This window comes from Roseburia sp. 1XD42-34 (assembly GCF_009917385.1).
In the GTDB taxonomy this organism is placed as follows: domain Bacteria; phylum Bacillota; class Bacilli; order Bacillales; family Amphibacillaceae; genus Virgibacillus.
Genome location: NZ_QWLJ01000102.1, coordinates 1 through 581, shown reverse-complemented (window position 1 = coordinate 581; position 581 = coordinate 1). Strand labels below are relative to the sequence as shown.

The window sequence follows — 581 nt, the reverse complement described above, 5'->3', positions numbered from 1 at the left end:
TCCGCTATTTCTGGATCGTCTTTATGACGACTGTAATATTCCCAATAGATGTAAAGAATTTTATTTTTATCGTCTATAGCCATACGTAATAAGGCGTTGTGAGAATCCTCAAATCCAAAGTCCATCCCGTTACGATATAAAGGCTTATAGATAGCGTTAATTTCTTTCATAACCTGATCATGTGGCTTTGTTTCAAATTGCGGTAATACCTTTTTACCCGCAACACCATAACGCCCTTTACGAGCTACTCTATAAAGATCAAGGTCATATACTTTTGTTTTCTCTAATTCTTGGACATAACTTTCCGGTAAAAACAAATTATCATCAGCGACGGAATGATGGTAATACGTATCATCAACTACAACAGTACGTTTCTTATATAATTCTTCATCATCTAGAAAAATAACTTGGTCATCTTGTCCTTTGTTTTTAATAAAGAAATGAGAATACGTCCAATTCCCTTCATCTACAGGATTTGTAGAAAGTATCATATAGAGCTTTAATGTAGGATGTCTTAATCGCCCTATTAATTCTTTAAAGCCTTCATACTTAACCTCTGAACATTCTTCTATCCAAATAAG

Annotated in this window: 1 protein-coding gene; it reads right to left on the bottom strand. The window is 33.9% G+C overall.

All coding sequences use genetic code 11. From position 1 onward, the window contains the following. On the bottom strand, positions 1 to 581 hold a 581-nt coding region (locus D1839_RS20240; RefSeq protein WP_120381546.1), incomplete at both ends, for a PBSX family phage terminase large subunit.